This is a genomic window from Pseudomonas sp. IPO3747, from assembly GCF_013385245.1.
Lineage (GTDB): Bacteria > Pseudomonadota > Gammaproteobacteria > Pseudomonadales > Pseudomonadaceae > Aquipseudomonas > Aquipseudomonas edaphica.
In genome coordinates this window covers 171,418-196,057 of record NZ_JACAQL010000010.1, presented here as the reverse complement: position 1 = coordinate 196,057, position 24,640 = coordinate 171,418, and the positions used below count along the sequence as shown (strand labels likewise).

The window sequence follows — 24,640 nt, the reverse complement described above, 5'->3', positions numbered from 1 at the left end:
GCAAAGGTTAATACGGCTAAATGTGACCGAATAATAACAACTCCCACCTTAATTACCGCTGAACCCCAAGTTTTTACAGTTCATTTCGACCATCCGCCCCTCACCGCTGTCAGTCGGGCGGCGTCACAGCTATAATCTGCCGCTTTCCTCTTTGCCAAGACTCCCTGACCATGACTGAGTCCGTTCTTGACTACATGACCCGCCTGGGTCGCGCTGCCCGGCAGGCCTCGCGGTTGATCGCCCGTGCGAGCACTGCGCAGAAGAACCGTGCCTTGCTGGCTGCCGCCGATGCTCTGGATGCTTCGCGCTCCGAGCTGGCCGCCGCCAACGAACTGGACCTGGCCAACGGCCGCGCCAATGGCCTGGAGCCGGCCCTGCTGGACCGTCTGGCGCTGACCCCGGCACGTATCGACGACATGATCGAAGGCCTGCGTCAGGTGGCCAAGCTGCCTGACCCCATCGGTGAAATCCGCGATATGCGCTACCTGCCCTCCGGCATTCAGGTCGGCAAGATGCGCGTGCCGCTGGGCGTGATCGGCATCATCTATGAGTCGCGCCCGAACGTGACCATCGACGCCGCGAGCCTGTGCCTCAAGTCGGGCAACGCCACCATCCTGCGTGGCGGTTCCGAGGCCATTCATTCCAACCGCGCCATTGCTGTGTGCATCCAGCAAGGCCTGGCCGTGGCCGAGCTGCCGGCCGAAGTGGTGCAGGTGGTGGAAACCACCGACCGCGCCGCCGTAGGCGCGTTGATCACCATGCCGGAATTCGTCGACGTGATCGTGCCGCGTGGTGGCAAGAGCCTGATCGAACGCGTCAGCCGTGATGCCAAGGTGCCGGTAATCAAGCACCTGGACGGCGTGTGCCATGTGTACATCGACATCGCGGCCGACCTCGACAAGGCGATCCGCATCGCCGACAACGCCAAGACCCACCGCTACGCGCCATGCAATACCATGGAAACCCTGCTGGTACACACTGGCATTGCCGAGCGCGTGCTGCCGCCGCTGGCTGCCATCTACCGTGACAAGGGCGTGGAACTGCGTGGCTGCGAACGCACCCGTGCACTGCTGGGCGCGGACGTGATCGAAGCGACTGAAGACGACTGGTACACCGAGTACACGGCGCCGATCCTGTCGATCCGCATCCTTGATGACCTGGACCAGGCCATCGAACACATCAATAAATACGGCTCCAAGCACACCGACGCTATTGTTTCCGAGCATTTCAGCGATGCCCGGCGTTTCCTCACCGAAGTGGATTCCGCCTCGGTGATGATCAACGCCTCGACGCGTTTTGCCGACGGCTTCGAGTATGGCCTGGGGGCGGAGATCGGCATTTCCACCGACAAGCTCCACGCACGCGGCCCGGTTGGCCTGGAAGGTCTGACCAGCGAGAAGTACGTGGTGTTCGGCGACGGTCATGTGCGCACTTGATGGGTAAACGCATCGGGCTGCTCGGCGGCACCTTCGACCCCGTGCACATCGGCCATTTGCGCAGTGCCCTGGAAGTCGCGGATGCCCTCGCGCTGGATGAGTTACGCGTGATGCCTAACGCGCGGCCACCCCATCGCGATATGCCGCAGGTGTCTGCGCAGCAACGCCTGGAGATGGTGCGCCTGGCTGTAGAAGGTATACCGCCGCTGGTGGTGGACGACCGCGAACTCAAACGCGATAAACCGTCCTACACTGTCGACACCCTGGAACTGATGCGCGCCGAGTTGGCCGCAGATGACCAGTTGTTTCTGCTTTTGGGCTGGGACGCATTTTGCGGCCTGCCCTCTTGGCATCGCTGGGAGGAACTCCTCCAGCATTGCCACATCCTGGTTTTGCAACGCCCGGATGCCGACAGCGAACCGCCGGATGCCTTGCGCAACCTGCTGGCCGCGCGGTCGGTAAGTGACCCCTTGGCCCTGACCGGGCCGAACGGGAATATTGCATTCGTCTGGCAGACCCCGCTTGCGGTGTCCGCCACCCAGATCCGTCAACTGCTGGCCAGCGGGAAGTCGGTACGTTTCCTGGTGCCTGACGCGGTCCTGGCCTACATCGATGCGCACGGGCTTTACCGTGCGTCGAACTGAAAAGGCGCGCTTGATCGCACGAACATTCGTGCAGCGGGCGCCCGAACATACGAGCAAAACGAGTTTTATATGACGAACAAAGACGTAAGCAAAGTTAAGCGCAAAGGCACTTTCAAAAGCGCCCCGCTGCCAGTAGAAGCGCACACCGGCCCTGAGCTGGCTGGCGAAGAGCTGGTAAAAGTCGCCGTGGCTGCCCTGGAAGACGTTAAAGCCCAGGACATTCAGGTGCTGGACGTGCGCGACAAGCAAAGCATCACCGACTTCATGATCATTGCTACCGGTACTTCCAACCGCCAGATCGGCGCGATGCTCGACAAGGTTCGCGAAGCCGTCAAAGCCCAAGGCGTCAAGCCACTGGGTGAAGAAGGCAAGGGCGACAGCGACTGGGTACTGCTGGACATGGACGACGTGATCGTTCACATGATGACCAGCAACGCCCGCCAGTTCTACGACCTGGAGCGTCTGTGGAAAGGCGCCGAGCAGAGCCGTGCGGCTGATGGCAAGCACCACAGCCCGGAAGTGGGCCATGCGCACTTCGACAAGCTCAACAAAGACCAGGAATAAGGAACGGCTGTGCGCCTGCGTCTGATCGCTGTCGGTTCACGCATGCCCAAGTGGGTGGAAGAAGGCTGGCACGAGTATGCCAAGCGTCTGCCCGCTGAGCTGTCGCTGGAGCTGGTGGAAATACCGCTCAACACCCGGGGCAAGAATGCCGATGTGGCGCGCTTTATCCGTCAGGAAGGCGAAGCCATGCTGGCCAAGGTCGGCCCCAACGAGCGCATCGTCACCCTCGAGGTGCACGGCAAGCCCTGGAGCACCGAGCAGTTGGCGGTGGAGCTGGATCGCTGGCGCCTGGACTCGCGTACCGTCAACTTCATGGTCGGCGGCCCGGAAGGGCTGGCGCCGGAAGTCTGCGCGCGGGCGGACCAGCGCTGGTCGCTGTCGGCACTCACGTTGCCGCACCCGTTGGTAAGGATTCTGATCGGTGAACAGCTGTATCGCGCCTGGACAGTTCTGTCCGGGCACCCTTACCACAAATAATCTGCGCCATTGCCGATGACCCAGCCGATCCGCATCAAGGACCACGAGAAAGACGCACGTCTGGTACGTTCGCGCGTGGTGTTTGGCGCTTTTTTGGTGGTGGGCTTGATTGCGGTGCTGATTGCGCGCCTGTATTACCTGCAGGTGATCCAGTACGACTATCACTCCACGTTGTCGGAAAACAACCGGGTGCATGTGCAGCCGATCCCGCCGACCCGCGGGCTGATTTTCGACCGCAATGGCGTGGTGGTGGCGGACAACCGGCCCAGCTTCAGCCTGAGCATGACCCGCGAGCGTTCCGGCGACTGGCAGCAGGTCCTCGACGTAATCGTCGAGGTACTGCAACTGACGCCGGAAGACCGCGTGATCTTCGAAAAACGCATGAAGCAGGGGCGTCGGCCGTTCGAGCCGGTGCCGATCCTGTTCGAGCTCAACGAAGAGCAGATCGCGCGCATTGCGGTGAACCAGTTCCGTTTGCCAGGTGTGGAAGTGGTGGCGCAGTTGGTGCGGCATTACCCGCAAGGGGCACACTTTGCGCACTCCGTCGGCTACATGGGGCGCATCAACGAGAAAGAGCTGAAAAGCCTCGATCCGGTGAATTACAGCGGCACCCACCATATTGGCAAAACCGGCATCGAGCGCTTCTACGAGCCGGAGCTGCACGGCCAGGTGGGTTACGAAGAAGTTGAGACCAACGCCCGTGGCCGCGTGCTGCGTGTGCTCAAGCGCACCGACCCGATCCCTGGCAAAGACATTGTGCTGAGCCTGGACATCAAATTGCAGGAAGCGGCGGAGATGGCCCTGGGCGGTCGTCGTGGCGCCGTCGTCGCGCTCAACCCGGCCACCGGCGAAGTGCTGGCGATGGTCAGCCAGCCGAGTTTCGACCCGAACCTGTTTGTGACCGGTATCAGCTTCAAGGCCTATGCCGAGTTGCGTGATTCCATCGACCGGCCGTTGTTCAACCGTGTGCTGCGCGGGCTGTACCCGCCGGGTTCGACCATCAAGCCGGCGGTGGCGATTGCCGGTCTGGATTCGGGTGTGGTCACGGCATCGAGCCGCGTGTACGACCCTGGCTACTACATGCTGCCCAACTACGATCACAAATACCGTAACTGGAACCGCACCGGTGACGGCTATGTCGACCTGGACACCGCAATCATGCGCTCCAACGACACCTATTTTTATGACCTGGCCCACAAGCTGGGGATTGATCGGCTGTCTGCCTATATGGGCAAGTTCGGCCTCGGTCAGAAAGTCTCCCTGGATATGTTCGAAGAATCCCCTGGCTTGATGCCGTCGCGGGAGTGGAAACGCGCGACCCGTCGTCAGGCATGGTTCCCGGGCGAAACCCTGATCCTCGGCATCGGTCAGGGCTACATGCAGGCCACACCGCTGCAACTGGCCCAGGCCACCGCGCTGGTGGCCAACAAAGGCGTGTGGAACCGCCCGCACTTGGCCAAGACCATCGAAGGCCAGAAGCCTGTGGATGAAAACCCGATTCCGGACATCGTGCTGCGCGACCCGTCCGACTGGGCCAAGGTCAACCACGGCATGCAGCAAGTGATGCACGGTGCCCGTGGCACGGCGCGCAAGGCCGCGGCGGGCGCGCAATACCGCATTGCCGGCAAAAGCGGTACGGCCCAGGTGGTTGCGATCAAGCAGGGTGAGAAATACGACCGCTCCAAGGTTCAGGAGCGTCACCGCGACCACGCCTTGTTTGTCGGCTTTGCGCCGGCCGACGACCCGAAAATCGTGGTGGCGGTGATGGTCGAGAACGGCGAGTCCGGCTCTGGCGTCGCGGCGCCTGTGGTGCGTCAGATCATGGACGCTTGGCTGTTGGCCGACGACGGCAGACTCAAATCCGAATATGGTGGCCCCCCTTCAAGCACCGAGGTTACGGCCCGTGAAGAGTAATTTTGACCGCATCCTCTCCAGTGAGGATGTGATGCGTCGGCGTGCGACGTTGCTGCAGCGCCTGCACATTGATGGCCCGTTGCTGATCCTGCTGTTGACCTTGGCGGCCGGCAGCCTGTTCGTGCTGTATTCGGCCAGCGGCAAGAACTGGGACTTACTGATCAAACAGGCGTCGTCGTTCGGCCTGGGTCTGTTGTCGATGGTGGTTATCGCCCAGCTGGAGCCACGTTTCATGGCGCGCTGGGTGCCGCTGGGGTATGTCGCCGGTGTTTTGCTGCTGGTGGTGGTGGACGTAATGGGCCACAACGCCATGGGCGCGACCCGCTGGATCAACATTCCGGGGGTGATTCGCTTCCAACCGTCGGAATTCATGAAGATCCTGATGCCGGCGACCATCGCCTGGTATTTGTCCAAGCGCACCTTGCCGCCGCAGCTCAAGCACGTGGGCATCAGCCTGATATTGATCGGCGTGCCGTTCATTTTGATTGTGCGCCAGCCCGACCTCGGCACCTCGCTGCTGATCCTGGCGGGCGGGGCGTTCGTGTTGTTCATGGGCGGCCTGCGCTGGCGCTGGATCCTCAGCGTGCTGGCGGCGGCGATCCCGGTGGCGGTGGCCATGTGGTTCTTCTTTATGCATGACTACCAGAAGCAGCGGATCCTGACCTTCCTGGATCCGGAAAGTGACCCGCTGGGCACTGGCTGGAACATTATCCAGTCCAAGGCGGCAATTGGTTCCGGCGGCGTATTTGGCAAAGGTTGGTTGCTGGGCACCCAGTCACATCTGGACTTTTTGCCCGAAAGCCACACCGACTTCATTATTGCGGTAATGGGCGAAGAGTTCGGCCTGGTGGGCATTTGCGCGCTGTTGCTGATCTATTTGCTGCTGATTGGTCGCGGCCTGGTGATTACCGCCCAGGCGCAGACGCTGTTTGGCAAATTGCTCGCCGGCAGCCTGACCATGACTTTTTTTGTTTACGTTTTCGTCAACATCGGTATGGTCAGTGGCCTGTTGCCGGTGGTTGGGGTGCCGTTGCCGTTCATTAGCTACGGCGGAACTTCGCTGGTGACATTGATGTCAGCGTTTGGGGTTTTGATGTCGATTCACACGCATCGCAAGTGGATCGCGCAGGTTTGAATAAGGTGAAGATGTCAATGCAAGTAATGCGCGGCTGGGCGACTCGGCACGCGTCCTGGATGGGCCTGATTGGGCTGCTGGGCGCGACGCAAGAGGTGCAGGCCGGTGACTACGATGGTTCACCCCAGGTCGCCGAATTTGTCGGTGAAATGACCCGCGACTACGGTTTTGCCGGTGAACAACTGATGGGCGTGTTCCGTGAAGCCCAGCGCAAGCAGGCGATCCTCGACGCGATCTCGCGTCCCGCCGAGCGCGTCAAACAGTGGAAAGACTACCGCCCGATGTTCCTCACCGACGCCCGTGTGGCGCGGGGCGTGGACTTCTGGCGCCAGCACGAAGCGGTGCTGGCCCGCGCCGAGCAGGAATACGGCGTGCCGGCCCAGGTGATCGTCGCCATCATCGGCATCGAAACCTTCTACGGGCGCAACACCGGCAGTTACCGGGTGATCGACGCCTTGTCGACCCTGGGCTTCGATTACCCGCCACGTGCCGAGTTTTTCCGCAAGGAGCTGCGTGAGTTCCTGCTGCTGGCCCGTGAAGAGCAGGTCGACCCGTTGACCCTCAAGGGCTCCTACGCTGGTGCGATGGGCCTGCCGCAGTTCATGCCGAGCAGTTTCCGGGCGTATGCGGTGGATTTCGACGGCGACGGCCACATCAATATCTGGAGCAACCCGGACGATGCCATCGGCAGCGTGGCCAGCTACTTCAAGCGCCATGGCTGGGTGGCTGGCGAACCGGTGGTGATCCGCGCCGATGTCACCGGCGAGCGCGCCGACGAAGGTTTGACCCAAGGTATTGAGCCGGTCAAGACCGTCGGGGAGTTGCGAGCGCTGGGCTGGTCGAGTCAGAATGCGCCACGCGATGATATGCCGGTGACGGCGTTCCGTCTCGAAGGCGCAAACGGCCCGGAATACTGGATGGGCCTGAAGAATTTTTACGCAATCACGCGTTATAACCGCAGTGTGATGTACGCCATGGCCGTGCATCAGCTGTCAGACATGCTGGTCCAAGCACGGGGCAACAAGTAATGCGGGTATCGCCGTTCCAAAAACCGCTCAAGCTGGTGGCGTTCGCCGCGTTGTCCTTGCTGGTTGTCAGTTGCTCCTCCACCACCAGCCGTGCTCCGGCGCCGAAGGGCGGCGCTGTCGTTCGCGCCCAGCCGGGCCTGGACATCAATCGCGCGCACAAAGACGGCGCGCCGTGGTGGGATGTCGACGTATCGAAGATCCCGGATGCCACGCCGACCCTGCACACCGGGCCTTATAAAGCCAACCCGTATACCGTGCTGGGCAAGAATTACTTCCCGCTGCAGGAATCCAGGACCTACTCGCAAACGGGCACGGCGTCCTGGTACGGCACCAAATTCCATGGCCAGAACACCGCCAACGGCGAAGTGTATGACCTGTACGGCATGAGCGCGGCCCACAAGACTTTGCCGCTGCCCAGCTATGTACGCGTGACCAACCTGGACAACCACCGCACGGTGATCCTGCGGGTCAACGACCGTGGGCCGTTCTATTCGGACCGGATCATCGACTTGTCCTACGCCGCCGCGAAGAAACTCGGTTATGCCGAAACTGGCACCGCGCGTGTGAAAGTCGAAGGTATCGACCCGGCGCAGTATTGGGCTCAGCGTGGCAAACCGGCGCCATTGATGCTCAACGAGCCGCAAACCCCGCAACCGCAAGTGACCGCCTCGGCGGGCAAGATCGAGCAGTGGACACCGCCACCGGCGCAGCACGCACCCGATACGGTCGTGGTGCCCCATGCAGCGCCAGGCGCATCTACAGTCGGCGGCCAGTACCTGCAGGTCGGCGCTTTCGCCAACCCGGATGCGGCAGAACTGTTAAGGTCCAAGCTCAGCGGCATGGTCAGCGCGCCAGTGTTTATCAGCTCCATCGTGCGTAACCAGCAAACCCTGCACCGTGTGCGCATGGGCCCGATTGGTTCGCCAAGTGAAGTGGCGCACGTGCAGAACAGTGTGCGCCTGGCCAACCTGGGGCAACCCAGCGTCGTCACGGCTGAATAAGTAAAAGGATTGATGGTTCAGGTTCGCCTGAACCGAGGTTGTTGGCTCGTTGAACAATAAAAACCCAGGGGCAAGGGGTGAGCGGGCAACCGAACACGCGACAGTCTGGCAGCGGGCTGTCTGAATAGTTTTGCCCGCGAGGGCAAGTTTCCATAAGCAATTTCGAGAGACGGATGAACATCACCACCTTAGCCAAACGCACGTGCCTGCTACTTTCGCTGATCATTACCCCGGCCGCCTGGGCGGTTGAAATGGTGCCAGCTTCCCCGCAATTGGCCGCCAAGGCCTGGGTCCTCATGGATGCCGCCAGCGGCAACGTGCTGGTCGAGAACAACGGTGACCAGCGCCTGCCCCCGGCCAGCCTGACCAAGCTGATGACAGCCTACATCGCGACCCTGGAAATCCGTCGCGGCCAGATCGGCGAGAATGACCCGGTTACCGTCAGCGAAAACGCATGGCGCACCGGCGGTTCGCGGATGTTCATCAAGGTCGGTTCGCAGGTTACCGTCAGCGACCTGCTGCACGGCATCATCATCCAGTCCGGTAACGACGCCAGCGTGGCCCTGTCCGAGCACATCGCCGGCAGCGAAGACGCGTTCGCCGATTTGATGAACAAGACCGCCGGCGACCTGGGCATGACCAACAGCCACTTCATGAACCCGACCGGCCTGCCGAACCCGGAGCACTACTCGTCGGCTCACGACATGGCCGTGCTGGCTCGCGCGATCATCCGTGTCGACCCGGTGCACTACGCGATCTACTCCCAGAAGGAATTCTTCTGGAACAACATCAAGCAGCCTAACCGTAACCTGCTGCTGTGGCGTGACAAGACCGTCGACGGTCTGAAAACCGGCCACACCGACGAAGCCGGCTACTGCATGGTGTCGTCCGCCGTACGTGATGGCCAGCGCCTGATCGCCGTGGTATTCGGCACCAACAGCGAGCAGGCCCGTGCGGCCGAGACGCAAAAACTGCTGACTTACGGCTTCCGCTTCTTCGAAACCCAGACCTTCTACCAGAAGGGTGCCGAGCTGGCCCAAGCCCCGGTATGGAAAGGCGCGACCCACCAAGTCAAGGCCGGCCTGGCCGATGACCTGACCCTGACCATGCCTAAAGGCCAGCTGAAAAAGCTCGCGGCCAGCATGACCATGAACCCGCAATTGGTCGCTCCAATCGCCAAGGGCGACGTGATCGGTAAAGTCGAAGTGAAGCTCGATGACAAGGTGGTGCATAGCGCCGACCTGATCGCACTGGACGCCGTTGACGAAGGTGGTATCTTCCGCCGCGTGTGGGATAGCATCCGTCTATTCTTCTACGGCTTGTTCAACTGATTGTGCGCACCTGCAAAGCCCCGCGTTGATCCAGCGCGGGGCTTTGCCCGTCGCCACGGCTTAGCGCTTACGAGGCTGTTCTGCCATGACCGATAAAGAAGTAGAAGTAAAGGCGCCAAAGATCGAATTCCCCAACGTGGACTATCCCGTCAAGGTGATCAGCGATACCGGTGTGGGCAACAAAGACAAGATTCTCGAGATCGTGCGTAAACACGCGACGATCAACGACAACCGGGTGGACGAGCGTTTGAGTTCCAACGGTAAGTACACCACGATCCAGTTGCACATCGTGGCAACCGGTCAAGACCAGCTCTACGACATCAACAGTGAACTGCGGGCCACCGGCTTCGTGCACATGGTGTTGTGATGTCACAGGTTTTGGGCTTTCGCGAGCTCGGCCAGATGGCCTATGAGCCGGTCTGGCATGCCATGCAGCGCTTCACCAACGAGCGCGGCACCTCGGCCCCGGATGAAATCTGGCTGGTAGAACACCCGCCGGTCTTTACCCAGGGCCAGGCCGGCAAGGCTGAGCATCTGCTGCTGCCGGGTGATATTCCGGTGGTGCAGGTCGACCGAGGTGGCCAAGTGACTTACCATGGCCCTGGTCAGCTGGTGGCCTATTTGCTGCTGGACGTACGCAAGCTGGGTTTTGGCGTGCGTGACCTGGTAAGCCGCATGGAGGCTTGCCTGATCGAGCTGTTGGCCAGTTACGGCGTGACTGCCGCGGCCAAGCCCGATGCACCCGGTGTATACGTGGACGGCGCGAAAATCGCCTCCCTCGGTTTGCGCATTCGCCATGGTTGTTCCTTTCATGGCCTGGCCCTGAATGTGGACATGGACCTGGCGCCGTTTCGGCGCATCAACCCGTGCGGTTACGCCGGGCTGGCGATGACTCAACTGAGCGACCACGCCACACCGATTAAATTTGCCGAGGTAAGTGCCCGGCTGCGTGCGCAGCTCGTCAAACACCTCGACTATGCTGAGCAGACGACCCTTACGGGCGGAATCGACTGATTATGACTACTGATGCAGTGCAAACCATGATCCCGACGCTGGACATCACCGAGCGTCCGGCCCCGGCCCCGCGTGCCAAGGTCGAAGCCGGCGTCAAGCTGCGCGGCGCCGAGAAGGTTGCACGCATCCCGGTGAAAATCATCCCGACCACCGAACTGCCGAAGAAGCCTGACTGGATCCGCGTGCGCATCCCGGTTTCGCCGGAAGTCGACCGTATCAAGGCCCTGCTGCGCAAGCACAAACTGCACAGCGTGTGCGAAGAAGCTTCCTGCCCGAACCTGGGCGAATGCTTCTCCGGCGGCACCGCCACCTTCATGATCATGGGTGACATCTGCACCCGTCGTTGCCCGTTCTGCGACGTTGGCCACGGCCGGCCGAAGCCATTGGACGTCAACGAGCCGGAAAGCCTGGCCATCGCCATTGCCGACCTGAAACTCAAATACGTGGTCATCACTTCCGTAGACCGCGACGACCTGCGTGACGGCGGTGCCCAGCACTTTGCCGACTGCATCCGCGAGATCCGCAAGCTGTCGCCGAACGTGATGCTCGAAACCCTGGTGCCGGACTACCGTGGCCGCATGGACGTCGCGCTGGAAATCACCGCGGCCGAGCCACCGGATGTGTTCAACCACAACCTGGAAACCGTGCCACGTCTGTACAAAGCTGCGCGCCCAGGTTCGGACTACCAGTGGTCGCTGACCCTGCTGCAAAAATTCAAGCAGATGATGCCGCACATCCCGACCAAATCCGGGCTGATGCTGGGCCTGGGCGAAACCGACGAAGAAGTCATCGAAGTCATGAAGCGCATGCGCGAACACGACATCGACATGCTGACCCTGGGCCAGTACCTGCAGCCGTCGCGCAGCCACTTGCCGGTGCAGCGTTTTGTGCACCCGGACACCTTCGCCTGGTTCGCCGAGGAAGGTTACAAGATGGGCTTCAAGAACGTGGCTTCGGGCCCGCTGGTACGTTCCTCGTACCACGCCGATGAGCAAGCCAAGCTGGTCAAGGCGAGCCTGGTTTCGTAAGCGTTTCCCCTCTGTAGGAGCAGCCGAACTGCTCCTACAGAGTTTCCCTCCTTTTCTCCCTTCTGTTTGCAACCATCACTGGCTAGAGTGCCTGGGTATCCAACCACGGAGAACCATGGATGACGACTCAACTCGCGGCTGCCGTGCCCGCCCTGCGCACCGAAGGCGTAATTGGCCTGATTGCCCCCGCCGGCCCTGCCGCACTGGATGTTGAAAAAGCCGGCCAGTGGATGCGCGCCCGTGGCCATGAGCTGCGCATATTCCCCGGTGTGTATGAGCGCGACGGCTACCTGGCCGGCAGCGACGAGGTGCGTCTGCGCGATTTGCATGCGGCGTTTGCCGATCCCGAAATCGATGCCATCTTCTGCCTGCGTGGCGGCTATGGCACCCCGCGATTATTGGATCGGCTCGATTTTGACCTGATTAGAGCCAACCCCAAGCCATTTGTGGGGTACAGCGACATCACCGCGTTGCACCTGGCCATCAACCGCTACGCGGGTTTTGTGACCTTTCACGGGCCGATGCTCAATGCCGATCTGCTCGGTGGCAAGCAGCAGCCCACCGAGTCGTCGTTGTTCAGCATGTTGCGTGGGCAACTGAGCGAGTGCAGCGTGCTGGCACACCCGGTTGCTTACCCACTGACCACGATTGAGCCGGGTGTCGCCTGCGGGCGTTTGCTCGGCGGCAACCTGTCGATGATTGCCGCGGTAATGGGCACGGCGTTTGAGATCGACTCCGAAGGCATCATTCTGTTTATCGAAGACGTCAACGAGCCACTCTACCGAATTGACCGGCTGCTGACGCACTTGCGCCTGGCGGGCAAACTGGCTCAGGTGGCCGGCGTGTTGGTCGGGGATGTATCGGGGGTGGATAAGGCGGCGTTGGAGCGGCTGCTCAAGCAGACCTTCGAGCCGCTGTGCATTCCTGTATTGTCCGGCTGGCGCAGCGGGCACTGCGATCCAAACCTGACGCTGCCGATGGGCGCCTTGGTGCGGTTGGATGCGGGGGAGCAGCAGTTGGTGTTGGAGCAGGATGTGGTGTTCAAGCCCTGAGCGTCGATCGTTCCCACGCTCTGCGTGGGAATGCATCCCGTGACGCTCCGCGTCACCCCCTCAAGAGCAGACGCAGAGCGTCCAAGGCGGCATTCCCACGCGGAGCGTGGGAACGATCGTGGTCTCAGCGGCTCTGCAACGACTCCAGCAGCTTCACTGTCGGAAACCCATCCGCCGGCCAACCCAACGACTGCTGCGCCGCCCGGATCGCCTTGCGCGTGTTGGCGCCGATAATCCCGTCCGGGTTGCCCGCGTCATAGCCCTTGGCACTCAGCACCGTCTGCAAGTCGATACGCTGGGAGCGACTCAGCGGCAGCTCATCCTTGGGCCAATCGCCACGAATCACTCCGCCGCCAGCAAACCGCTCCGACAACAGGCCTACGGCCAGCGCGTAGGACGACGAGTTGTTGTACTTGAGGATCGCGCGGAAGTTATCCAGCACCAGGAACGCTGGGCCACGGTAGCCGGCCGGCAGCAGCAGGGCAGCTGACAGGTGCTCGACGTTCGGTGGCATGCTCGCGCCAGGTGGCAGCTGGATACCGAGTCTCATCCACTCGCCAACGGTCTTGCGTATGCCGCCGTCGGCCAGGGCGTAATCGAAGTTCGTCGGCAGTTGTTTCACCTCAAAGCCCCACGGCTGGCCGCGTTGCCAGCCGGAGCTTTGCAGGTAGTGCGCAGTGGAGGCCAGGGCGTCGCCCGGGCTGTTCCAGATATCGCGGCGACCGTCGCCATCGAAATCCACGGCATGGGTGTTGTAGGTGGTCGGGATGAACTGGGTCTGGCCCATGGCCCCGGCCCACGAACCTTTCATCTGGTCGGCAGAGATATCGCCATGCTGGATGATCTGCAGCGCCGCCAGCAGTTGCGCCTGGGCGAACGCCGGGCGGCGGCCTTCATAGGCCAGGGTCGCGAGCGATCGGATCACCGAGTTATTGCCCTGGAACTGGCCAAAGTTGCTTTCCATGCCCCACACCGAAACCAGCGCCTGGCGATCAACGCCATAACGCTCTTCGATGCGCTGCAGGATATCGGCGTATTTGATCAGCAACGCTTGGCCATTACGCACGCGTACCGGCGACAGGGCACCGTCGAGGTATTCCCACACCGGGCGGGAAAATTCCGGTTGGCTGCGATCGGCGCGAATCACCGCCATGTCGGGCGTCACGCCAGCAAAGGCGTTATCGAAGACGGCGGGTGTTATCCCCGCGCTCAGGGCTTGCGCACGAAAGCCAGCCTGCCATTCGGCAAAGGTCTGGGTCGGCTGGATATCAAGATTGTCCACGGCCAAAGGGGGGACCACGGCAGGCGCGACGGCAGGCACGGTCTGGAGCTTTGGCAGGGGTTGCGCGTCCGCGGCGGTGGGTTTCTCGGCGCAGGCGACAAGCAGAATGAGGCTGGAGGCAGCAATCAATTGGCGAAGGTGCCAACGACGGGAAAGGCTAGAGGGCATGCACAGGTCCAGGGATTACAAATCAAGTACAGACCTTATCATGCCGGAGGGGCGCTTGCCTTCAGGCAGCCAGAAAGTAAGAAGCCTCCCAGCTATTAGACTGGAAGGCTTCGCGGCGGTAGCTGCCTTTGCCCTTGCCGGCGCGTTCCTGACGGCTGCGGAACAGTGGCTGGGCGATGATGGATTTGGCCTTGTTGGGGCCATGCTTGGATGGCTTTTTGCTCATGGTCGGTACTCTCTCGAGGTGGGGGGCTTGAGGTGGGGTGAAGCGGTGCAAATCATCTGCCGAAGTGGCGCGGCTGTAAAGCCCGGCGATGTGTAGGTGGTTTCACCTATTCAAGTGGGCACGGTCAATGTGGGAGCTGGCTTGCCTGCGATAGCGGTCCATCAGCAAAAATGTAGTGGCTGACACACCGCTATCGCAGGCAAGCCAGCCCCCACAAGGGGCAGTGGGGTTATTCGGCGGGGAGTGTCAGGCGTTGGCCAGACATCAACAGTGACAAACGGCTCAGGCTCATCCACGGCGAACCTGCCGCCTGGCCTTTGATCTGCGCGTCGATGCGTTGCGCTTCCAACAACAGCTGCGCCCAGCGTTGCGCCGAGTGGCGTTGCAGGGCTTTGCTCATCAGGGGTTTGCGTTTGTCCCACACCGGCGGCCTGGCCTGGCTGAAGCATTTGTCCAGCGGCGTGCCTTGGCTGTATTGCAGGGCAATATTGGCCAGCACTCGCAACTCTCGAGCCAGCGCCCACAGAATCACCGGCGGTTCCACACCTTCACCGCGCAAGCCTTCGAGCATGCGCAGGGCGTGGGCGGGTTCGCCATTGAGAATCGCGTCCACCAACCCGAACACATCAAAGCGCGCGCTATCAGCCACCGCGCCCTGGACGGTTTCGACGGTGATCTGCCCGTCTTCGGCCATCAGCTTGAGCTTTTCGATTTCCTGGGCGGCGGCAAGCAGGTTGCCCTCGACCCTGGCGGCGATGAGCTCGACGGCATCTTGCGTTGCCGACAGCCCTGATTGCGACAGGCGCTGACGTATCCATTGCGGCAACTGGTTGCTGTCCACTGGCCAGATCTGGATGAACTGGGTTTGCGGACCTTCTACCAGCGCCTTGCCCCACTTGGTTTTCTGCGCACTGCCATCAAGCTTGGGCAAGCTGATGAGCAGTACCGTGTCCTCAGCGGGGCGTGAGCAGTATTCCATCAACGCCGCCGCGCCCTTGTCACCCGGCTTGCCTGAAGGCAGGCGCAGTTCCAGCAGGCGTTTCTCGGCGAACAACGACATGCTCGCACCGGCTTGCAGCAGCGTGCCCCAGTCGAAACTGGCGTCGGCGCTGAACACCTGGCGTTCATCGAAGCCTTGCTGGCGTGCGGCGGTGCGAATCGCGTCGGCCGCTTCCTGGCACAGCAGCGGGTCATCACCGCTGACGATATAGACAGGCGCAAGGCCACCTTGCAGGTGCTTGGCGAGTTGGGCGGGGGCAAGTTTCATAGGCGGGGCGAACGGGGCGCCAGGGGCGCCCCGTCTGGCTTACTCGACAGGGACTTCGGCAGGCGATTGTTTCGGCGTGTTGTCTTCGTATTCTTGCGCAGCTTTCAGGGCATCGGCGTCAGCCTTGGCCTTGTTGTCGGCGGTCAGTTGCAAGGCGGCCAGTTTCTCTGGCGTCAGCTGTTGCAGACGAATCATCAGACGCTGGATCACCTCACGACGCATTTCCTTGCGAACCTGGATGATCTCCGAGTCCGAGCCCACCAGGTTGTTACCGTCGTGGCTCACGACTTTCTGCACTTCAACCTTGTCACCCATCAATGGCAGGTGGTCGCGGCCTTGCAGTTCATAGACGACCAGGGTGTTCAGCTCAATGTCCGACGCACGGCCGGCACTGGCGTAGCTGAGGTTACGCTGGGTTTCTTTCTCGTCCACCAGATTCAGTTTGTAAGTCGCGCCGGAACCGACGCGTACACCGCTGCTTTCCAGGGCCTGGCGCAGCTGGGTCACGGTCTCGCCGTAGGCGTTGCGTGCGCTGACGTCCAGTTCCTTGATGCTCAGTTCATTGGTGGCGGTGCCACGCAGCTGGAAGCCGCAAGCGCTCAGCAGCACAGCGAGGCCCATCACCAGCAAATTGCGTTTGATCATTTTGTTGCTCCCCTTGAAACCATGTGGGCCTTATCGAGGCCTTAAAGGTTTAGTTCGGCGCAGGGCTCAAGCCCTGCGCCCGATCCGATTAGCTGGCGACGATGTTGACCAGTTTGCCCGGCACTACGATCACTTTGCGGATCGTCAGGCCTTCGGTAAAGCGCAGCACATTTTCGTTGATGCGCGCTGCGGCTTCCACGTCTTCACGGCTGGCGCTGGCAGGCATGTCGATCTGGCCGCGCAGTTTACCGTTAACCTGGATAACCAGTTGCAATGTGTCCTGTACCAGCGCGCTGTCATCCTGCACCGGCCAGCGCGCATCGATGACCGCGTCGCTGTGGCCCAGGCGGCTCCACAGTTCATGGCTGATGTGCGGCGTGATTGGCGCCAGCAGCAACACCACAGCTTCCAGGCCTTCCTGTACCAGCGCGCGGTCCTGTTCGGTGGCTTGCGGGGCTTTTTCCAGCACGTTCATCAGTGTCATCACCTGAGCGATGGCGGTGTTGAACTTGTGGTTCTGGCCCACGTCCTGGCTGGCCTGGCGGATGGCCAGGTGGGTGCTGCGGCGAATGGCTTTTTGCTCATCGCTCAACGACGCCACGTCCAGTTTGCCCGGTAAACCCTGGCTGACATGGGCGTGCGCCAGGCGCCAGACGCGCTTGAGGAAGCGGTGCGAGCCTTCAACGCCGGAGTCGGACCATTCGGCGCTCATGTCGGGCGGCGAGGCGAACATCATGAACAGGCGGCAGGTATCGGCGCCGAACTGATCGATCATCGACTGTGGGTCGACGCCGTTGTTCTTGGACTTGGCCATCTTCTCGGTGCCACCGATTTCCACCGGCAGGCCGTCGGATTTCAGCGTGGCGCTGATGACCTTGGCTTTGCTGTCACGCTCAAGTTCGACGTCCGCCGGGTTGAACCAGGTGTAGGCGCCATTGGCTTCGCGGCGATAGTAAGTCTCGGCGATCACCATGCCTTGGGTCAGCAGGTTCTTGAACGGCTCATCGGAGCTCACCAGGCCTTCGTCGCGCATCAGCTTGTGGAAGAAGCGCGCGTAGAGCAGGTGAAGAATCGCGTGTTCGATGCCGCCGATGTATTGATCCACCGGCAACCAGTGGTCGGCTGCGGATTTTTCTACCAGGCCGCCTTCATAGTGTGGCGAGGCGTAGCGAGCGTAGTACCACGAGGACTCGACGAAGGTGTCCATGGTGTCGGTTTCACGCTTGGCAGGTGCGCCGCATTTAGGGCACGTGCACTCGTAGAACTCAGGCATGCGCGCCAATGGCGAACCGGCGCCATCCGGCACCACGTCTTCGGGCAGTACCACCGGCAACTGGTCTTCCGGCACCGGCACGTCACCGCAGGTTTCGCAGTGGATGATCGGGATCGGGCAGCCCCAGTAGCGCTGGCGGCTGATACCCCAGTCGCGCAGGCGGAACTGGGTGCGCGAGGCACCGAGGTTCTTTTTGATCAAGGCAACTTCGATGGCGTCGAAGGCACCCTGGAAGTCCAGGCCATCGAACTCACCGGAGTTGATCAGCGTACCGTGTTCGCCGTAGGCGTCTTGCCACGGGGCCGGGTTGGTATCACCCGAGCTGGTACGCACGACCGACTTGATCGGCAGGCTGTACTTGGTGGCGAACTCGAAATCGCGCTCGTCGTGGGCCGGCACAGCCATTACTGCGCCATCGCCGTAGTGCATCAGCACGTAGTTGGCGACCCACACCGGCAGTTTTTCGCCCGTCAGTGGGTGCTCGACGAACAGGCCGGTTGGCAGGCCTTTTTTCTCTTGGGTGGCAACGTCGGCTTCGGCCACGCTGCCGCCTTTGCATTCAGCGATGAACGCCGAAAGCTCTGGGTTGTTCTGTGCAGCCTGGGTGGCCAGCGGGTGCTCGGCGGCCACGGCGACGTAAGTCGCGCCCATCAGGGTATCGGGGCGGGTGGTGAAGACTTTGAGTGCGCCCGTTTCGCCGATCGAGTCGACGTTGTACGGGAACTGCACTTCCATGCCCTTGGATTTGCCGATCCAGTTGCGCTGCATGGTCTTGACCTGCTCAGGCCAGCCCGGCATGTCATCGAGGCTCGACAAGAGTTCATCGGCGTAGGCCGTGATCTTGAAGTAGTACATCGGGATCTGACGCTTTTCGATCACCGCGCCGGAACGCCAACCGCGACCGTCGATGACCTGCTCGTTGGCCAGTACGGTCTGGTCGATCGGGTCCCAGTTCACGGTGCCGTTTTTACGGTAGATCACGCCTTTTTCGAACAGGCGCGTGAACAGCCACTGTTCCCAGCGGTAGTAATCGGGCTTGCAGGTGGTCACTTCGCGGGACCAGTCCACCGCCAGGCCCAGGCTGCGCAGCTGGGTTTTCATGTAGGCGATGTTTTCGTAGGTCCACTTGGCGGGCGCCACGTTGTTTTTCATCGCGGCGTTTTCCGCCGGCATGCCGAAGGCGTCCCAACCCATAGGTTGCAGGACGTTTTTGCCGAGCATGCGCTGGTAGCGGGAAATTACGTCGCCGATGGTGTAGTTACGCACGTGCCCCATGTGTAGCTTGCCGCTGGGGTAAGGGAACATCGATAGGCAGTAGTAAGTCTCCTTGCCTGGCTGTTCACTGACTTCAAAGGACTTTTGCTCGTCCCAGAAGGTTTGGGCGGCATTTTCTATTTCACGGGGCTGATATTGTTCGTGCATGGCTACTTTTGAACTGAATAGGGGTGGCCTAATCCTCTTCGGTACAACATTCAGGTTGATCGACACCAAAAAGCGGCGCGTCCGTGCCCAAACCCTGCGGGAAGTGGAGTTACAGGAAGCGCCGTAGCATACATGACCCCACTCTATCGAGGGAAACCCTGATTGCGCGGCGAGGGCCGTCTGTCGCGGCGCGAGGCAGGCGCAGCCATGGGGACTACGCTGTTTATTGGGGAGTGAGTCTTATCTTCAATGAGGTGAGGGGATGGTTGAATCGCAGCGAACTTTAATGAAACCGCAATTGTATGAAGGACTGATCGACCGTTTGGGTCGGGCATTGGATGCCGCAAGAACCGCAGGCCGATTGCGTGATGAGCGGCCTCTGGAGCTGGAGTTGCGAGGCTTGAGCCAGGCTGAACTTGAATTGATCAAGTGCTACCTGGAATTGAATCACCACCGTGCCTCTCAGGAACGGGCTGCCCCGCCCGCCCAAGAGCCTTTGCGTTCGGCCAAGGTGATCTGGCTGAAAGATGTGTCTGCTGGTCGCGGTCCCGATAAGCGTCGGGTCGCACGGTAAACGTGGAGCACCGCGTTATCCTTTGAGTCGTTCTCGAAACAGGTTGGTAAAGATTGTCGCTGAACCCCGTTGCATCTAGGCTTCGGGCATCTTTGGAGATGCCCGATGCCTTTTCGTTATTTCATTAAACAATTGCTCTTGCCGCCCGGCCTCTTTTTGCTGCTGCTGGCGCTTGCCTGGTGGTTGCGTAAAAGTCGCCCGCGCCTGGCCGGATGCTGCTTTGCCGTGGGGTTCGGGGGGCTGTGGTTGATCAGCCTGCCGGTGATGGTGCAATGGGGCGCGCATGCCCTGGAGACCGAGCCGCCGTTGGCCCGTGAAGAATGGGCGACGCTGGCCCAGCGCGCTGACGCGATTGTGGTGCTGGGGTCGGGGCGTGAGCGCGGTGACCCCGCGTGGGGCTCCGATCAACCCACCGGTACTGGGCTTGAGCGCCAGCGTTATGCTGCGCGTCTGGCCAAGGCCTCCGGCTTGCCGGTGCTGACCAGCGGCGGCTTGCACTACGGCACGCCTCCCAGTGAGGCTGAGCTGATGGCGGTGTCGATGCAGGATGACTTTGGCGTCACCGTGCGTTGGAAAGAAGAGCGCAGCCGCACCACCTGGGAAAACGCGCAGATGAGCGCCGAAATCCTGTTGCCGCAAGGCATCAAGCGCGTGGTGGTGGTGACCCAGGCCTGGCATATGCCGCGTGCCGTGTGGAGCTTCGAGAAGGCCGGTTTTACGGTAGTGCCAGGGCCGGTGGGCTTTTTGGGCGTAGACAATGCGCGACCGCTGGGCGGCTGGATGCCCGAGTTTGTGTCAGTGTGGCGCAGCGGGCAGTTGATCAATGAGGCGGTGGGGCAGGTGGGGTATCGGGTGTTTTACCGATAACGCCGCAATTTCAAATGTGGAAAGCGGTTCATGTGGGAGCGAGCAAGCCCGCTCCCACACAAGCCAGCTCCCACATTGGTTTTATGCCGTTCGTTAGACGGTTTTAGACATCCGGCCCGCCAGCAGCGCCCAGCCGAACAAGCCCAGGCACACAATGATCAACGGCCACGAGCGCCATTGCAGGTACGGCGTCAGGTTATGCATCGGCACCACTTCGCCGTAGAGAATCCCACGCTCGAACTGCGGGATCTGCGCGGTAATCTGCCCAAATGGGTTGATCAAACCAGTCACCCCATTGTTAGTGGCGCGGATCATCCAACGGCCAGCCTCCAATGCACGCATCTGCGCCATTTGCAGGTGTTGCAGCGGGCCGATGGAGCGGCCGAACCAGGTGTCGTTGCTGATGGTCAGCAGCAAATCGCTCTGGGCCGACAGGCCTGCGGCGAATTCCGGGTACACCACTTCATAGCAAATGAACGGCGCAATCTGATAGCCCTTGGCCTGCAGCATCGCCTGATCGGACGGGCCGCGGGCGAAGTCCGACATTGGCAAATCGAAGAAGGCGATCAGCCCGCGCAGCATGTCTTGCAACGGCACGTATTCACCAAAAGGCACCAGTTTTTGCTTGAGGTAAGTGCCATCACCTTCACCCACCACCGTGATGCCGTTGAAGTAGCGCTTCTGGTGGTGCACTTCCTGGCGAATCGGTACACCGGTGATCAGCGCGGAGTGCCGGTCGGCGGCAAACTTGCCCATCATGCCCAGGTAGCCTTCGACTGACTCTTTGAGCACCGGCACCGCGGTTTCCGGCCATACCAGCAGGTCTACCGGCTTGGAGCTGAAACTCATGTCGCGGTACAGCGCCAACTGCGCGTCGATCTGCGCGGGGTCCCATTTCATGCTCTGTTCGACATTACCCTGGATCGCCGCCACCGTCAGTGGGGCGCCCGAGGGCGAGGTCCAGGCATGATGCTTGAGCGCCAGGCCGATGGCCCAGGGTGCAACCAACAACACCAAGCCTGCGCCGATGAAGCCGTTGCGCTTGCTTGCCAGCAGGCGCGGCAGGTTGCACAGCACGGCCGCCGTCAGCGCCAGGGCAAAGGAGATCAGCCACATGCCGCCCAGTGGCGCAAGGCCGGTGAGCGGGCCATCGAGTTGGCTGTAACCGGAGTACAACCAAGGGAAACCGGTCAGGAACCAACCACGAAACGCTTCCTGGCCAACCCACAGCGCCGCAAAGGTCAGCGCATCGGCCAGCGGCGCCTCATTGCGACGCAGCCAGCGTGCCCACAGCCAAGCGGGCAGGGCGAAGAACCAGGCAATCGCGGCGGTAAACAACAGCATCAAAAAGCCAGCCAGCAACACCGAAGCGCCGCCGAAGTGGTGGATGCTGTAGTAGATCCAACTGGTGCCGGCGCCAAACAGGCCAAAACCGAAACACCAGCCACGGCCCAGGGCCTGACGTGGCGTCAGCTCGCGCAGGCCCACATAGAACAGCCCGACGGCCAGTAGCGCAAATGGCCACAGATCGAAGGGCGCCAGCGCCAGAGTAGTGATGGCGCCGGCCACCACGGCCAGCAGGTTACCGGGCCAGCCGGGTGCAATCAGACGGCGCATGTAGGGGTGGTTCATCAGCTATTTCCTGTGCCGCAGCAGGCCCGGCCCTTCGGGTTGCCCCTGAGAGCGGGCCATGCTGCGTTGCAGGCCTTGAAAAGGGAACGCCATTCCCTGCGGCCTGCGCCTTGCCTGGCCCGCTCTCAGGGGCAACGCGACACAGGAAATAGCTGATGCCCCACCCCTTCCTTAGCGGGCAATCGGAGTCAGGCGGATCAAGTGGATACGACGGCTATCCGCATTCAGAATGCGAAAGCGATAAGCGCCAATCTCAGTGGTTTCGTTACGTTTTGGCAGGTGCCCAAACGCACTCATCACCAAACCACCCACGGTGTCGAACTCATCATCCGAGAATTCGCTGTCGAAGAACTCGTTGAAGTTCTCGATCGGCGTGAGCGCCTTGATCAGGAAATCACCGCTGGGCAGCGGCTTGATGTAGCTGTCTTCTTCGACGTCGTGCTCGTCTTCGATGTCGCCGACGATTTGCTCAAGCACGTCTTCGATGGTCACAAGACCAGCCACGCCGCCGTATTCGTCGATCACAATGGCCATGTGATTGTGGTTGGCGCGGAACTCGCGCAGAAGCACATTCAGGCGCTTGGATTCAGGCACGAAGGTGGCCGGGCGCAGCAGGTCCTTGATGTTGAAGCTGTCGCCGTTCTCCTTGAGGATCAGCGGCAGCAGGTCCTTGGCCAGCAGGACGCCCATGACGTCGTCATGGCTTTCACCGATCACCGGGTAGCGCGAGTGCGCCGAGTCGATCACGGCCGGGAGGAATTCCCGTGGGGTCTGGGTCGCCTTGATGCTGATCATCTGCGAACGCGGGACCATGATGTCCCGAACCTGCAGGTCAGCCACCTGGATGGCGCCTTCGACGATGGCCAGCGCTTCGCTGTCCAGCAACTTGTTCTGATGGGCCTCGCGCAGCAGCTCCAGCAGCTCCTGGCGGTTTTTCGGCTCGTGGGCAAAAGCCTGGGTCAGTTTACCCAGCCATGACTTCTGCCCGTTGCTCGATCGGTCTTCGCTCATAGCGATTACTCTAAATCCTTTGTTGTGTCAGTTATGTGTAGTTTCAGTTTTCGTCGTCTGCATACGGATCAGGGTGACCCAGTTCAGCAAGCAACGTTTGTTCCAGTGTTTCCATTTCGCAGGCTTCGTCATCGTCTATATGGTCGTAACCCAAGAGATGCAAGCAGCCGTGGATGACTAGATGGGCCCAGTGGGCCTCAAGTTCCTTGCCTTGTTCCTTCGCCTCGCGCTCCACCACTTCGACGCAGATCACCAGGTCGCCCAGTAACGGGATATCCAGTAACTCATCCGGCACGTCGGCGGGAAAGGACAGCACGTTGGTCGCGTAATCCTTTTGGCGCCAGGTGTGATTCAGTTCACGGCCTTCGGGCTCGTCCACCAGGCGGATGGTCAGTTCCGAGTCGGCGGTGCGCTGGCGCAGGGCCAAAGCGCACCATTGACGGAACTGCGCTTCGCTGGGGGCGGGCGCGTCGGTGGCCAGCTGCAGGTCTAGCTCAAGCATCGCGGCGCACGTCCTTGGCGGGTGCGTCATCGCGGTGCTCAAAGCGCTCGTAGGCCTCGACAATGCGCTGCACCAGCGGGTGGCGAACCACGTCTTTGGGCATGAAATGCGTGAAGCTGATACCTGGCACGTCCTTGAGCACGTCGATCACCTGGGCCAGGCCGGACTTGGTGCCCTTGGGCAGGTCGACCTGGGTGACGTCGCCGGTGATCACGGCGGTGGAGCCGAAACCGATACGGGTGAGGAACATTTTCATCTGTTCGACCGTGGTGTTCTGGCTTTCGTCGAGGATGATGAAGCTGTTGTTCAAGGTGCGACCACGCATGTAGGCCAGCGGGGCGATCTCGATCACCTGGCGCTCAATCAACTTGGCCACGTATTCAAAGCCGAGCATCTCGTACAGCGCGTCGTAGAGCGGGCGCAGGTACGGGTCGATCTTCTGGGCCAGGTCGCCGGGCAGGAAGCCAAGCTTCTCGCCAGCCTCGACCGCCGGGCGCACCAGCAGGATGCGCCGCACTTGCTCGCGCTCCAGGGCGTCGACCGCACAGGCCACGGCCAGGTAGGTCTTGCCGGTACCGGCGGGGCCGATGCCGAAGTTGATATCGTTACCGAGGATTTCCTTGACGTAGCGCTGCTGATTCAAGCCGCGTGGGCGAATCATGCCTTTTTTGGTGCGCAGGGCCACGCTGGCTTCGGCCACCGGGTTGTTGGCCAAGTCTTCCACGGCGGATTCCTGCAGATACAGGTGCACGGTCTCCGGCGACAGCTCACTACCCTTGGTTTCGCGGTAGAGGCGGCGCAGCAGGTTTTCTGCAGACGTGGTGTGCTGGGGTTCACCAATAAGCTCGAACTGATTGCCGCGGTTGCGGATCTCGATGCTCAGGCGTTGTTCGATCAGGCGCAGGTGCTCGTCGAACTGTCCGCACAGGTTGGCGAAACGGCGAGCCTCAAACGGCTCGAGGAGAAAACGATGGGGTTCTGCTATGGGTGCGTTCAAGGTTGCTTTTAGCCGCCCTTTGGCTGTTTAGGTGAAAGAGAGGATAACGCCAGCGCTCGGCGTGCGAAAGCACTTATATAGGCTGGCTCAATCTCAAGAACCATGAAGATCCACTGTGGGAGCTGGTAAGCCAGCTCCCACATTTGATCC

At 61.2% G+C, this 24,640-nt stretch carries 24 protein-coding genes; 15 read left to right on the top strand and 9 right to left on the bottom strand.

Annotated features, from left to right (window positions below; genetic code table 11):
• Positions 1 to 170 precede the first annotated feature (170 nt).
• The 13 genes from HX790_RS16770 to HX790_RS16710 all read left to right on the top strand — a co-directional run bounded on the left by HX790_RS16770 (position 171) and on the right by HX790_RS16710 (position 12,624).
• A complete protein-coding gene (locus tag HX790_RS16770; RefSeq protein WP_017136047.1) occupies positions 171 to 1,436 on the top strand; it encodes a glutamate-5-semialdehyde dehydrogenase in 1,266 nt (421 codons plus the stop codon).
• A complete protein-coding gene (nadD, locus tag HX790_RS16765; protein ID WP_017136048.1) occupies positions 1,436 to 2,080 on the top strand; it encodes a nicotinate-nucleotide adenylyltransferase in 645 nt (214 codons plus the stop codon). The genes HX790_RS16770 and nadD overlap by 1 nt, the downstream gene beginning before the upstream one ends.
• A 69-nt stretch (positions 2,081 to 2,149) precedes the next feature.
• The gene (gene rsfS / locus HX790_RS16760; RefSeq protein ID WP_003215432.1) at positions 2,150 to 2,644 is read left to right on the top strand and encodes a ribosome silencing factor; all 495 of its coding nucleotides are present in this window, start codon (positions 2,150 to 2,152) and stop codon (positions 2,642 to 2,644) included.
• A gap of 9 nt (positions 2,645 to 2,653) precedes the next feature.
• Positions 2,654 to 3,121 (top strand): 23S rRNA (pseudouridine(1915)-N(3))-methyltransferase RlmH, encoded by a 468-nt coding sequence (gene rlmH, locus HX790_RS16755; RefSeq protein WP_003176297.1) that lies wholly within the window; start codon positions 2,654 to 2,656, stop codon positions 3,119 to 3,121.
• Positions 3,122 to 3,136: 15 nt separating this feature from the next.
• Positions 3,137 to 5,035 (top strand): penicillin-binding protein 2, encoded by a 1,899-nt coding sequence (mrdA, locus tag HX790_RS16750; protein WP_017136049.1) that lies wholly within the window; start codon positions 3,137 to 3,139, stop codon positions 5,033 to 5,035.
• A gap of 31 nt (positions 5,036 to 5,066) precedes the next feature.
• Entirely contained in the window at positions 5,067 to 6,170 is a 1,104-nt protein-coding gene (gene rodA / locus HX790_RS16745) for a rod shape-determining protein RodA (protein WP_050547734.1), read from the top strand.
• A gap of 17 nt (positions 6,171 to 6,187) precedes the next feature.
• Positions 6,188 to 7,198, top strand: a complete 1,011-nt coding sequence (mltB, locus tag HX790_RS16740) for a lytic murein transglycosylase B (RefSeq protein WP_017136051.1) — start codon at positions 6,188 to 6,190, stop codon at positions 7,196 to 7,198.
• Positions 7,198 to 8,199, top strand: coding sequence for a septal ring lytic transglycosylase RlpA family protein (locus tag HX790_RS16735; RefSeq protein WP_099547588.1), 1,002 nt, complete (start codon positions 7,198 to 7,200; stop codon positions 8,197 to 8,199). Before mltB ends, HX790_RS16735 begins: the two co-directional genes overlap by 1 nt.
• Before the next feature lie 173 nt (positions 8,200 to 8,372).
• Positions 8,373 to 9,530, top strand: a complete 1,158-nt coding sequence (locus HX790_RS16730; RefSeq protein ID WP_017136053.1) for a D-alanyl-D-alanine carboxypeptidase family protein — start codon at positions 8,373 to 8,375, stop codon at positions 9,528 to 9,530.
• A gap of 85 nt (positions 9,531 to 9,615) precedes the next feature.
• Positions 9,616 to 9,897, top strand: a complete 282-nt coding sequence (locus HX790_RS16725) for a DUF493 domain-containing protein (protein ID WP_017136054.1) — start codon at positions 9,616 to 9,618, stop codon at positions 9,895 to 9,897.
• Entirely contained in the window at positions 9,897 to 10,544 is a 648-nt protein-coding gene (gene lipB / locus HX790_RS16720; protein WP_017136055.1) for a lipoyl(octanoyl) transferase LipB, read from the top strand. Before HX790_RS16725 ends, lipB begins: the two co-directional genes overlap by 1 nt.
• Before the next feature lie 26 nt (positions 10,545 to 10,570).
• On the top strand, positions 10,571 to 11,572 hold the full coding sequence (lipA, locus tag HX790_RS16715; RefSeq protein WP_057444888.1) for a lipoyl synthase: 1,002 nt from the start codon (positions 10,571 to 10,573) through the stop codon (positions 11,570 to 11,572).
• 119 nt (positions 11,573 to 11,691) lie between these two features.
• Positions 11,692 to 12,624, top strand: coding sequence for an LD-carboxypeptidase (locus HX790_RS16710; RefSeq protein WP_017136056.1), 933 nt, complete (start codon positions 11,692 to 11,694; stop codon positions 12,622 to 12,624).
• A 124-nt stretch (positions 12,625 to 12,748) separates the two neighbouring features.
• Here the strand turns inward: HX790_RS16710 and HX790_RS16705 are convergent, their stop codons facing one another.
• From HX790_RS16705 to leuS, 5 genes are all read right to left on the bottom strand, one after another.
• Positions 12,749 to 14,074, bottom strand: coding sequence for a lytic murein transglycosylase (locus HX790_RS16705; protein WP_017136057.1), 1,326 nt, complete (start codon positions 14,072 to 14,074; stop codon positions 12,749 to 12,751).
• A gap of 61 nt (positions 14,075 to 14,135) precedes the next feature.
• Positions 14,136 to 14,300 (bottom strand): alternative ribosome rescue factor ArfA, encoded by a 165-nt coding sequence (gene arfA / locus HX790_RS16700; protein ID WP_003176285.1) that lies wholly within the window; start codon positions 14,298 to 14,300, stop codon positions 14,136 to 14,138.
• A gap of 229 nt (positions 14,301 to 14,529) precedes the next feature.
• Positions 14,530 to 15,567, bottom strand: coding sequence for a DNA polymerase III subunit delta (holA, locus tag HX790_RS16695; protein WP_017136058.1), 1,038 nt, complete (start codon positions 15,565 to 15,567; stop codon positions 14,530 to 14,532).
• A 39-nt stretch (positions 15,568 to 15,606) separates the two neighbouring features.
• Positions 15,607 to 16,212, bottom strand: coding sequence for an LPS assembly lipoprotein LptE (gene lptE, locus HX790_RS16690; protein ID WP_017136059.1), 606 nt, complete (start codon positions 16,210 to 16,212; stop codon positions 15,607 to 15,609).
• An 88-nt stretch (positions 16,213 to 16,300) separates the two neighbouring features.
• A complete protein-coding gene (gene leuS / locus HX790_RS16685) occupies positions 16,301 to 18,907 on the bottom strand; it encodes a leucine--tRNA ligase (RefSeq protein WP_017136060.1) in 2,607 nt (868 codons plus the stop codon).
• A 262-nt stretch (positions 18,908 to 19,169) separates the two neighbouring features.
• Here leuS and HX790_RS16680 point away from each other — a divergent pair, with 262 nt between their 5' ends.
• Both HX790_RS16680 and HX790_RS16675 read left to right on the top strand, forming a co-directional pair.
• Complete coding sequence (locus HX790_RS16680) at positions 19,170 to 19,481, top strand: hypothetical protein (protein WP_017136061.1); 312 nt, start codon at positions 19,170 to 19,172, stop codon at positions 19,479 to 19,481.
• 105 nt (positions 19,482 to 19,586) lie between these two features.
• Positions 19,587 to 20,348: a YdcF family protein gene (locus HX790_RS16675; protein ID WP_099547592.1), complete on the top strand. Its 762-nt coding sequence runs from the start codon at positions 19,587 to 19,589 to the stop codon at positions 20,346 to 20,348.
• A gap of 93 nt (positions 20,349 to 20,441) precedes the next feature.
• Here HX790_RS16675 and lnt read toward each other — a convergent pair whose 3' ends face one another.
• From lnt to HX790_RS16655, 4 genes are all read right to left on the bottom strand, one after another.
• Positions 20,442 to 21,965, bottom strand: a complete 1,524-nt coding sequence (gene lnt, locus HX790_RS16670; RefSeq protein ID WP_026013602.1) for an apolipoprotein N-acyltransferase — start codon at positions 21,963 to 21,965, stop codon at positions 20,442 to 20,444.
• 186 nt (positions 21,966 to 22,151) lie between these two features.
• Positions 22,152 to 22,991, bottom strand: a complete 840-nt coding sequence (locus tag HX790_RS16665) for an HlyC/CorC family transporter (protein WP_010206772.1) — start codon at positions 22,989 to 22,991, stop codon at positions 22,152 to 22,154.
• Positions 22,992 to 23,034: 43 nt separating this feature from the next.
• The gene (ybeY, locus tag HX790_RS16660) at positions 23,035 to 23,493 is read right to left on the bottom strand and encodes an rRNA maturation RNase YbeY (protein WP_017136064.1); all 459 of its coding nucleotides are present in this window, start codon (positions 23,491 to 23,493) and stop codon (positions 23,035 to 23,037) included.
• Positions 23,486 to 24,490 (bottom strand): PhoH family protein, encoded by a 1,005-nt coding sequence (locus HX790_RS16655; protein WP_017136065.1) that lies wholly within the window; start codon positions 24,488 to 24,490, stop codon positions 23,486 to 23,488. Before HX790_RS16655 ends, ybeY begins: the two co-directional genes overlap by 8 nt.
• Positions 24,491 to 24,640: the final 150 nt, after the last annotated feature.

What these genes read in the sequence shown, in the direction of transcription:
- HX790_RS16770 (WP_017136047.1), top strand. Translation starts at nt 171, where the DNA reads ATGACTGAGTCCGTTCTTGACTACATGACCCGCCTGGGTCGCGCTGCC.
- nadD (WP_017136048.1), top strand. Translation starts at nt 1,436, where the DNA reads ATGGGTAAACGCATCGGGCTGCTCGGCGGCACCTTCGACCCCGTGCAC.
- rsfS (WP_003215432.1), top strand. Translation starts at nt 2,150, where the DNA reads ATGACGAACAAAGACGTAAGCAAAGTTAAGCGCAAAGGCACTTTCAAA.
- mrdA (WP_017136049.1), top strand. Translation starts at nt 3,137, where the DNA reads ATGACCCAGCCGATCCGCATCAAGGACCACGAGAAAGACGCACGTCTG.
- rodA (WP_050547734.1), top strand. Translation starts at nt 5,067, where the DNA reads ATGCGTCGGCGTGCGACGTTGCTGCAGCGCCTGCACATTGATGGCCCG.
- mltB (WP_017136051.1), top strand. Translation starts at nt 6,188, where the DNA reads ATGCAAGTAATGCGCGGCTGGGCGACTCGGCACGCGTCCTGGATGGGC.
- HX790_RS16735 (WP_099547588.1), top strand. Translation starts at nt 7,198, where the DNA reads ATGCGGGTATCGCCGTTCCAAAAACCGCTCAAGCTGGTGGCGTTCGCC.
- HX790_RS16730 (WP_017136053.1), top strand. Translation starts at nt 8,373, where the DNA reads ATGAACATCACCACCTTAGCCAAACGCACGTGCCTGCTACTTTCGCTG.
- HX790_RS16725 (WP_017136054.1), top strand. Translation starts at nt 9,616, where the DNA reads ATGACCGATAAAGAAGTAGAAGTAAAGGCGCCAAAGATCGAATTCCCC.
- lipB (WP_017136055.1), top strand. Translation starts at nt 9,897, where the DNA reads ATGTCACAGGTTTTGGGCTTTCGCGAGCTCGGCCAGATGGCCTATGAG.
- lipA (WP_057444888.1), top strand. Translation starts at nt 10,571, where the DNA reads ATGATCCCGACGCTGGACATCACCGAGCGTCCGGCCCCGGCCCCGCGT.
- HX790_RS16710 (WP_017136056.1), top strand. Translation starts at nt 11,692, where the DNA reads ATGACGACTCAACTCGCGGCTGCCGTGCCCGCCCTGCGCACCGAAGGC.
- HX790_RS16705 (WP_017136057.1), bottom strand. Translation starts at nt 14,074, where the DNA reads ATGCCCTCTAGCCTTTCCCGTCGTTGGCACCTTCGCCAATTGATTGCT.
- arfA (WP_003176285.1), bottom strand. Translation starts at nt 14,300, where the DNA reads ATGAGCAAAAAGCCATCCAAGCATGGCCCCAACAAGGCCAAATCCATC.
- holA (WP_017136058.1), bottom strand. Translation starts at nt 15,567, where the DNA reads ATGAAACTTGCCCCCGCCCAACTCGCCAAGCACCTGCAAGGTGGCCTT.
- lptE (WP_017136059.1), bottom strand. Translation starts at nt 16,212, where the DNA reads ATGATCAAACGCAATTTGCTGGTGATGGGCCTCGCTGTGCTGCTGAGC.
- leuS (WP_017136060.1), bottom strand. Translation starts at nt 18,907, where the DNA reads ATGCACGAACAATATCAGCCCCGTGAAATAGAAAATGCCGCCCAAACC.
- HX790_RS16680 (WP_017136061.1), top strand. Translation starts at nt 19,170, where the DNA reads ATGGTTGAATCGCAGCGAACTTTAATGAAACCGCAATTGTATGAAGGA.
- HX790_RS16675 (WP_099547592.1), top strand. Translation starts at nt 19,587, where the DNA reads ATGCCTTTTCGTTATTTCATTAAACAATTGCTCTTGCCGCCCGGCCTC.
- lnt (WP_026013602.1), bottom strand. Translation starts at nt 21,965, where the DNA reads ATGCGCCGTCTGATTGCACCCGGCTGGCCCGGTAACCTGCTGGCCGTG.
- HX790_RS16665 (WP_010206772.1), bottom strand. Translation starts at nt 22,991, where the DNA reads ATGAGCGAAGACCGATCGAGCAACGGGCAGAAGTCATGGCTGGGTAAA.
- ybeY (WP_017136064.1), bottom strand. Translation starts at nt 23,493, where the DNA reads ATGCTTGAGCTAGACCTGCAGCTGGCCACCGACGCGCCCGCCCCCAGC.